General features: G+C 68.9%; 7 protein-coding genes. 6 read left to right on the top strand and 1 reads right to left on the bottom strand.

Translation table 11 applies throughout. The annotated features are described in order from the left end of the window. Window positions 1–163: 163 nt before the first annotated feature. Together AB0I51_RS47785 and AB0I51_RS47790 are read left to right on the top strand one after the other, a co-directional pair. Entirely contained in the window at window positions 164–460 is a 297-nt protein-coding gene (locus AB0I51_RS47785; RefSeq protein WP_362985717.1) for a hypothetical protein, read from the top strand. Between the two features lie 542 nt (window positions 461–1,002). Beyond that, on the top strand, window positions 1,003–1,665 hold the full coding sequence (locus tag AB0I51_RS47790; RefSeq protein ID WP_362985719.1) for a hypothetical protein: 663 nt from the start codon (window positions 1,003–1,005) through the stop codon (window positions 1,663–1,665). Between the two features lie 202 nt (window positions 1,666–1,867). Here AB0I51_RS47790 and AB0I51_RS47795 read toward each other — a convergent pair whose 3' ends face one another. Beyond that, window positions 1,868–2,215 (bottom strand): DUF6233 domain-containing protein, encoded by a 348-nt coding sequence (locus AB0I51_RS47795; RefSeq protein WP_362985721.1) that lies wholly within the window; start codon window positions 2,213–2,215, stop codon window positions 1,868–1,870. Between the two features lie 88 nt (window positions 2,216–2,303). Between AB0I51_RS47795 and AB0I51_RS47800 the strand changes: the two genes are divergently transcribed. The 4 genes from AB0I51_RS47800 (at window position 2,304) to AB0I51_RS47815 (ending at window position 8,039) form a co-directional block, all read left to right on the top strand. Beyond that, window positions 2,304–2,720: a hypothetical protein gene (locus AB0I51_RS47800; RefSeq protein WP_362985723.1), complete on the top strand. Its 417-nt coding sequence runs from the start codon at window positions 2,304–2,306 to the stop codon at window positions 2,718–2,720. A 233-nt stretch (window positions 2,721–2,953) separates the two neighbouring features. After that, window positions 2,954–3,265, top strand: coding sequence for a CU044_2847 family protein (locus tag AB0I51_RS47805; protein WP_362985725.1), 312 nt, complete (start codon window positions 2,954–2,956; stop codon window positions 3,263–3,265). Next, on the top strand, window positions 3,262–4,083 hold the full coding sequence (locus AB0I51_RS47810; protein ID WP_362985727.1) for a serine protease: 822 nt from the start codon (window positions 3,262–3,264) through the stop codon (window positions 4,081–4,083). Before AB0I51_RS47805 ends, AB0I51_RS47810 begins: the two co-directional genes overlap by 4 nt. A gap of 1,001 nt (window positions 4,084–5,084) precedes the next feature. Continuing rightward, window positions 5,085–8,039 (top strand): BTAD domain-containing putative transcriptional regulator, encoded by a 2,955-nt coding sequence (locus AB0I51_RS47815; RefSeq protein WP_362985729.1) that lies wholly within the window; start codon window positions 5,085–5,087, stop codon window positions 8,037–8,039. Window positions 8,040–8,170 lie beyond the last annotated feature (131 nt).

The raw sequence follows: 8,170 nt of genomic DNA on the forward strand, positions 1-8,170 counted from the left end.
GCTACCTCACCCCGCATCAGGCACGGACCCGCTATCGGAAACGCCTCGACCTCGCGGCATAAAACGGAAGTGTCGGACCTCAGGGGGTCACTTCATCTCCACCTCTCCACCCTGGTCACCCACATCACCAATACGATGAAGAGCAGGCTGGGCTAGGAACACCATGACGATGGAAAAGGAAGAAGAAGGCGAAGTGGAAGAGCCGGTCGTCGACAAAGGGCGCAGAGCGCGTAAGAGCTGGCTGGATGCCCCGCTGGGGTTCCTGGCCTTCATGCTCCTGGGCAACGCAGTCCTGAAGTTCGTATTCGCCCTGCTCCCCTTCACCGATATTTCCGCCGGAAAACTGGCGGACGCCGTGCTCGGCCTGGGCGTGCGTGCGGCGATCTCTTTTCTCCTGCTCTGGGGCTTCACCCGACTGAGGACGTGGAAGAGCCGGAAGACACCAGAGACGCGGCAATAGCTGGCCGCAACGGTCCGGGTGCCGCTAATCGACGCGTCGGCGTCGCCCGGAACACGCTGTGGATCAGGGGTAGCTGCGACAGCCACACCCGCCGTACGGGCAGCAGTCGATGATCGCCTAGGTAGCAAGGAGTCAAAGGTCTCCGTCCCGCACTCGTTGCGGTACGGAGACCTTTTGGTGTCCGGTGTCGCGAACCAGGTCGTCCAGGGGGCATCCGCGACCGTGCGCCATATCTGTACGGCGAAGCCAAAGCCGCGGACGACGACGTCGTCCGACCTCCGAAGGACCCGCCGACTGGCCAGCCCACAGCCCGCAGGGCCGCACTACGTGCTGGCCGGCTACCTCGACCAACACGGTCGGTGGTAGCGGTCGACGGTCGCCCACGGCGTCCCGCATGGCGCGGGGGCGGGAATTTCGCGTTGCACGCCACGGGCGCTGCTCTGTGCGACGGGCGTGCGCCTGTGCACGGCACCCTGCGCGGTGGGGCGGCAGTCGGGTAGGGCAGCATCTGCTCAGCCATCGCCAGACCGTGAGGGGTCGTCATGCCTTCCACCCGCCGTGCCGCTTCGTTCGTCCTGCTCACCTGCCTGATGCTCGCGGGCTGTTCCCCCACGTCGCTGGGCGGCTCCACGTCGTCCGGGAGCCCGAGTGCTACGTCGGCTGCGTCGGGTGCTGCCGGGGCCGGGAGGGCGATCGCGGTGGGGGCGGGTCCGCAGAAGGCGTACACGGTGCAACAGCAGCCGGCCGCGGGCAGTTGCCACTACCGGTATCTGAAGGGTGAGCCGCTGGAGGATCCGAAGTGCACGCCGGGCGCAATCTCCCCGGCGGTCACCCAGTCGAATCTGAAGTCGACGATCTGCCGCAAGGGCGGCTACACCTCCGGCATCCGGCCCTCCACGTCGGTCACCGGGAAGGAGAAGGAGCTGAATGCCGCCTCCCACGGCTTCACTGGTCGTATGGGTGATGCCGAGTACGACCACCTCATCAGCCTGCAGTTGGGGGGTGACCCGAACGACTACCGCAACCTGTGGGTGGAGCCCGCCGACCCCGGCCACAAGAAGGGCTCGGGGGTCAACAACGCGAAGGATCCGGTGGAGACGAAGCTGCACACTGCAGTCTGCAAGGGCAAGGTCACCCTCGCCGCCGCGCAGCAGGCGATCGTCACCGACTGGACCACTGCCCTCAGCCGACTCGGACTCGGCTGAGGCACCGCGCCGCGCAGCCGGAGAGGCAACTGTCGTGGAGCGGGGGCGAATTCAGCAGGATGCGGCATGCCGGAGACGCTGAGTATGAGACCGTGGCAGTCATCCGGCCCGTCGCTTACCCCCGTAGCGACGGGCCGGACCTGTTTCATCGGGCGAGGAGGGCGGCGCTCCCTGCGGACGAGCGCCGCAAAGGAGGGGCTGGCTAGTCGGTGATGTGCAGCGCGGTGTCTGGGCGGCAGATCGGACAGGCAGGCACCCCGTCGACGGTGAGGAGGCGGCGGGTGCCATCCTGGTCGACCTGCCGTCTTCGGCGGCCGGCCATGCCGCAGTCGCCGACGTGCACGGCCAGCGGGTGCCCTGTGGCGCGGTTGAGTTCGAGGATCCAGTCCGGTACCGGCGGGCGGTGCGCCCGGCGGTGCTCCTCTTCGGCCTGACGCTTTTGCACTTCGGCGATCTTGCGGTCGATGCGGGCCAGCCACATGGCATTCCAGGTCCGCAGCGTCTGGAGCCGCTCCAGGTCGTCCGGAAGGTCCCGCGAGTTATCGAACACATTTTCCACTCTAGGTGCGGGGAGGTATCTTCCGCACTCGCTCATTCGATCGTGCGTTCGATAACGTGGCGGGGGAAGTGAGTGCTGGATGAGTACCAAGCACACGGGGCGGCGGCCGGGTGTGGTGATGCATGTGCGCTGCCCGGACCGGCTGCCGGAGGAGACCTACCGGCAGGTCCTGGAGCAGATGCGGGAGCTGTCGCCGGTGGTGCAGGCTCTCCCGCCCACGGCTGCCCTGGTCGACCTGCGCGGCGCGCTGCGCTATCACGGTGCGACCGCCTCCCACCTGGGGGAGATCTTGCGGCTGCGAACGGTCTCCCGCTACGGCGTCGACGTCCGCGTCGGTATCGGCCCGACCATCACCGTCGCCGCGACTGCCTCCGCCCAGGTAGGCCACCCGGGCGGCGTCCTGGCCATCGAGGAGGGCGACGTCGCAGATTGGCTTGCCCTGCTCCTGGTGGAGGACCTGCACGGCATCGGCCCCCGCTTCTCTGAACTAGCGTGACGCAGCCGCATGATCGTCTCCCATTGCCGTAGGGACGGCAGCGGCCACATCGGGTAGGTCCCCCCCTGGGGGACTGGTAAGTGGCCAGGACCGCTGCTGACGAGCGTTGGGCGGACGACAGTCTCTCGCGACCGGATCTTGTCGTCGCAGTCCCCGGTGCCGCGTTTCGCTGGCTACGCTTCCGGCGGGGACCGAGAGCCGGTGTGTGCCCCGCCTCGCCAACAAGGGGACAGATGGCCGATGTTCGGGTCGAGACCGTGGCTGTGGACGCTGCGGGCAGCCGCCAGATCTCCAGCCGCACGCGGTCCAGTTCAGCCCTCAGTGACCGGGCTGAAGAACTGGAGCAGGCCATCGTCCAGGCGTCCGACATCGCTCAGCAGTCCCTCACCCGGGTGGGGCGCCGGGACGGCTGGCAGGTGTCGAGCATGGCGGTGACGTTCGGGCTGACCCTGGCTGCGGAGGCGGGCGTCATTCTGTCCAAGGCGTCGGCCGAGGCGTCGTTCGAGGTCACCCTCACTGTGGAGCGAGTCCCGGAGTCGCCGTGACCGACGCGAGTTACTGGGTGGAGCTTTTCCAGTCGCAGCAGCGCCTCGGCGGCGGGTTTCTGCTGACTCGCCGCTATGTGCTGACGGCACTTCACTGTCTGCGGGGCCTTGCCGCGTTGGATGAGCACGTAGACATCGTCCTGACGGACGGCAGCCGGCTCACGGGCCAGGTCTGCCGTCGTGACAAGGACGCCGACCTCGCCCTGATCATGATCTCCGGAGCCTACGAAGTACTGCTGCCGATACCCCGGGCCGGTGTCGCCCACGGCGGGGACGACTGGCACGGACCGTATCGCCCCGGCGCGTCCGAAGTGCATCTCAGGGGGCAGGTGGACAGCGGCACGGCGCAGTACCTCTGTGAGGGAGGCGGGGTCATCCAGGCACTGCAGCTGACGGCACACCAGGCCCTGGGTGACTACTCGGGCTACTCCGGCGGACCGGTCGTCAAGGGTCTCCCCGAGGACCAGGAGCCCGTGATCGTGGGCATCCTCCTGGAACAGGCCCCGGACCGGGCCGCCGCCGACCGGGCCGCCAACGTGCTCTTCGCTGCCACCATCGGGGAAGCCATGAGCCGCTTTGACCAGTTCGACGTGGAGCACCTGATGGATGTGGTCCATCCGGCGAGCTCGCTTTCCCAACAGTCCGTGCCTGGTCAGGAGTTGACGGTCGATGTGGCGGCCGCTTCGGCGGAGTCGTGGTTCGAACGGATCGATGAGTGGTCGCAGCGCAGGCTGCTCGATCCGTCGCAGGTCGCCGAACTCAGGTTCATCGCCGCGAAGGCGGCCATGGAGCGTCAGCTGCGTGGTGACGACGCATGACCGATCTCTGGCAGGAGGCCATCGACCGGGCTGAGCTCGCCCTTCGCGGAGACATCGGCGCCCGCCGCAGTGCGGCTTCGGCCGTGGTGGCGCTGAGCGAGGTCCCTGGTCTGTTTCGGCGGCCGCGTCCCGGTCGGGATCTCGCCTATCTGGTGGCTCTGCTCGAAGCTCTCGGCTTGGCCGAGGAGTCACGCGCCCTGCTGCGGGGCGTGGTTTCCCAGCTTCAGCGGGATCCGATGTCGCTCGCGCTGCCCGGGGATGTGCGCAACGAGCTGGCGGTTGTTCTGGCCGACCGGGGTCTTGTCCCAGCCGCGGCCGACGTCCTGTCGCCGGCCGCCGTGTTGGCGGGGCACGGTCACGCGGGCAGTGCCGCGGCCCGGAGCCTGGCCAATCTGGCGTCGGTCAGGTTGCGGGTGGGGGACCTGCCCGGGGCCACGGGCGCGGCCGAGGAGGCGTTGGGTCTCGATGCCCGTGATGACTCCCTCCATGAACAGGAACGGCTGGAGATCCGGCTCTTGGCGGAATCGGTGCTGGCGGAGACCGCCCGCCAGCGGGGACGCCACGCCGAGGCGGATGAACGGGTGCATGCCGTCGCCCGTGAGGCGCGCGGGCTGGTGCGGCTTCTTGGCGGCGACCATCCGAAGTCGCTCTCCGCGCTGATCACCGTGGCCCGGGCCGAGTTCGGATCGGCGATGGCCGCAGAGGATCGCGATCGGTGGGAGCGGGCCGCCGATGTCCTTGCGGTCGCTGCCCAGAAGGCATCCGCGGCACTCGGGTCACGCCACCCCTTGTCCCGCTCCGCGCTGGTCAACCTCGCCACCGCGGAGTTCGAGGCGGCTCAGGCCCTGGACGATGAGCGGCGCCTGGAGAGAGCGCGACTCATGTTCGTGGCCGCGGCCCATCACGTCGAGGGGGAACGACCGACCGCCCCGACACCTGTGTCGCCGTCCTACGCGCGGACCCGGGAAGCCGATCGGACGCTGGCTCGACGGATCGCGACCGTGCAGGAGCCTGTACCTCGTACACCCAAACAGCGGCACGTGCCGAGCGAGTCCGGGCTGCTGCGCTTTAGCGTGCTCGGACCTGTGCGTGCCTGGCGCGGGGACGAGCCGCTTTCCACCGGATCCGCGAAGCAACGGGTTCTGCTGGTCTCGCTGTTGCTCCGCGAAGGGGAGACGGCGACGGCGCACGAGCTGATCGAGGCGCTGTGGGGCGAGGACCCTCCGTCGACGGCCCTGGCCATGGTGGGCTCCTACGTCTCGGCGCTGCGGAGGGCACTCGGCCCCGGGGTCCTGCTGAGTGAGCCGGGCGGCTACGCGATTCGAGGGCTGACGGAAGGGGCTTTGGACCTGACGATGGCCCAGAACCTGGCCGCAGAAGCGCAGAGGGCGAAAGGTAGCCGGGACCTGGAACGTGCACGCGCTCTCCTCAACCGGGCGTTGTCCCTGTGGGACGGGGAGGAGCCGCTCGCCGGAGTGCCGGGACCGTACGCGGAGGCGCAGCGGGCGCGGCTCGGGGAGTGGCGACTCCAACTCATCGAAACCCGCCTGGACTTGGATCTGGAGCAGGGCTGCCACGCGGAGGCGATGGCGGAGCTGGCCACCCTGGCGGCGGCGCACCCGCTGCGGGAGCGGCTGTGCGAGCTGTTGATGCTGGCGCTGTACCGCAGTGGCCGCCAGGCGGAGGCCCTTGCCGTGTACGCGGACACGAAGCAGATGCTGTGGGAGGAACTGCGCGTCGGCCCCCGTGGCAGTCTGAGCGATCTGCAGCAGCGCATCCTCCGGGCCGACCCGATCCTGGCGGAACCGTTGCCACCACCAGCCCCTGAACCGGCAGCTGTCCAGGTGCGCCCGGCGCAACTCCCGGCGACGGTCGCGGACTTCACCGGCCGGGTGGCCTTCGTATCGGAACTGAGCGAGGTCCTGGCATCGGCCGAGGGCCGCGTCATGGCGGTGTCGGCACTGGCCGGCATCGGCGGTGTGGGCAAGACAACCCTCGCCGTGCATGTGGCCTACCAGGCACGATCCGCCTTCCCCGACGGCCAGCTGTACGTCGACCTCCAAGGCGCGGGCTCCCGCGCGGCTGAACCGGAGACCGTACTGGGCGCGTTCCTGCGGGCGTTGGGCACGCCGGACTCCGCGATACCGGACTCCCTGGAGGAACGGGCCGCGCTGTACCGGTCGATGCTGGACGGGCGGCGGATGCTGGTGCTGCTGGACAACGCCAAGGACGTGGCACAGGTACGGCCCCTGCTGCCGGGCACGGAGGGCTGCGCGGCGCTGGTGACGGCGCGCGTGCGGATGGTGGACCTGGGAGCCCACCTCGTCGACCTGGACGTGATGTCTCCCGAGGAGGCGTTGCAGCTCTTCACGAAGATCGTCGGCGCGGAACGGGTGACCGCCGAGCGGGAGTCCGCCCTGGACGTGGTCGCGGCCTGCGGCTTCCTGCCCCTGGCGATCCGGATCGCGGCGTCTCGGCTCGCTGCCCTTCGGACGTGGACGGTGTCGGAACTCGCGGCCGAACTGGCCGACGAGCGGCGCCGGTTGGACGAACTCCAGGCTGGCGACCTGGCCGTGAAGGCGACCTTCGAGCTGGGCTACGGCCAACTGGAACCCGCACAGGCCCGCGCGTTCCGCCTGCTGAGCCTCGCGGACGGCCCGGACATCTCCCTCGCGGCGGCAGCAGCCGTACTGAACCTGGAGACGGAGGAGACCGAAGATTTGTTGGAGTCCCTGGTGGACACGTCGTTGCTGAAGTCGGCGGCGCCGGGGCGGTATCGGTTCCATGATCTCGTACGGCTCTACGCACGTGCTCGTGCGGAGAGGGACGAGCAGCCTCCGCGTGAGCGGGAGGCGGCCATGTCCCGGCTGCTGGACTTCTACCTGGCCACCGTCGCGGGGGTCTACCCGATCGAACGTCCCGGGGACCGGTTCGTGGACCACCTGGAGCGGACCTGTCACCCCGGCCTGACCTTCCCGGACCGCCACGCCGCCCGGGACTGGCTGTCCACCGAGGCGATCTCCCTGCTGGCCTGCGTACGTCAGTCCGCGCGGCCCGGAACTCTGCGGCGTGCCGTCGACCTCCTGTGGGCGGCAGTCGACCTGGCCGAGTCCGGGGTCGACTCCAAGGAGTACGAGGCCGTCGCCGTGCTACTGCGGAACGTGGCGGAGGAGGCCGGGGACACTCGTTCCGAGGCACGGGCGCGCGTGGGTCGAGCCTTCGTCCGACACGTCTCCGGCAACAGCTTCGACGTGGCAGCCCAGGAAGCCGACCGCGCCGCCGCGTTGGCCGCAGCGGCAGACGACCCACTGACCACCTGCTGGTCTTCGAACATCAACGGTGCGGTGGCGATGTACCGGAACCGGTACGACGACGCTGAGGCACACTTCACTCGTGCCATCGAGAGCTTCCGTGCGTTGGAGGACCGCCTGGGTGAGGCAAGCGCCCTGTGCAACCTCTCGCGCATCCACCTGGCCACCGGACGCACACGGAACGCCGTGACTCTGGCTCGGCAGAGCACGGAGATCTACGACTCCATGGGCAACTCCATGCGTGGCGCCGACGCTCGCTACGTCCTGGGCCTGGCTCTCACTCGGAGTGGAGACCTCGACTCCGCGACCATTCGACTCCTTGAGGCACTGGAGGTCTTCCGTGAGAGCCGCCAGCGGCTATGGGAAGGCATGGCCCTGTTCCGGCTGGCCGAGGTCGACATCGCCGGTCAGCACTACGCGCAGGCAGCCGCGAACGCCGAGGCGGCACTGACCGTGCTGCACGGCATTGGCGGCGAGTGGCGGCACGCCACCGTCCTCACCGTGCTCGGACGCGCACTCACCGGTGTCGGCCAAACGGACCGCGCCCGGGTGTGCCAGCAGGAGGCTCTACGCATCTTTGAGGAGGTGGGAAGCCCGGAAGCGGCGGAACTGCGCGTCACCATCCAGTCGAGAGTCGGTGCCTGACCCGCCTCTGTCCGTACTGGTCAGCGCACTCGGCTCTGAGGGGCCACGAAGTTTCCGGACAGGCACCCAATAGGGTTGTCCTGAACAAGGAAACGAGGAAGAAATGGCGCCACCCAGTAAGTACTCGCCGG

The sequence above is a fragment of the Streptomyces sp. NPDC050549 genome, assembly GCF_040655035.1.
Classification (GTDB): Bacteria; Actinomycetota; Actinomycetes; order Streptomycetales; family Streptomycetaceae; genus Streptomyces.

Coding starts and splice junctions, on each gene's coding strand:
- AB0I51_RS47800 (WP_362985723.1), top strand. CDS start 2,304: ATGAGTACCAAGCACACGGGGCGGCGGCCGGGTGTGGTGATGCATGTG.
- AB0I51_RS47785 (WP_362985717.1), top strand. CDS start 164: ATGACGATGGAAAAGGAAGAAGAAGGCGAAGTGGAAGAGCCGGTCGTC.
- AB0I51_RS47805 (WP_362985725.1), top strand. CDS start 2,954: ATGGCCGATGTTCGGGTCGAGACCGTGGCTGTGGACGCTGCGGGCAGC.
- AB0I51_RS47790 (WP_362985719.1), top strand. CDS start 1,003: ATGCCTTCCACCCGCCGTGCCGCTTCGTTCGTCCTGCTCACCTGCCTG.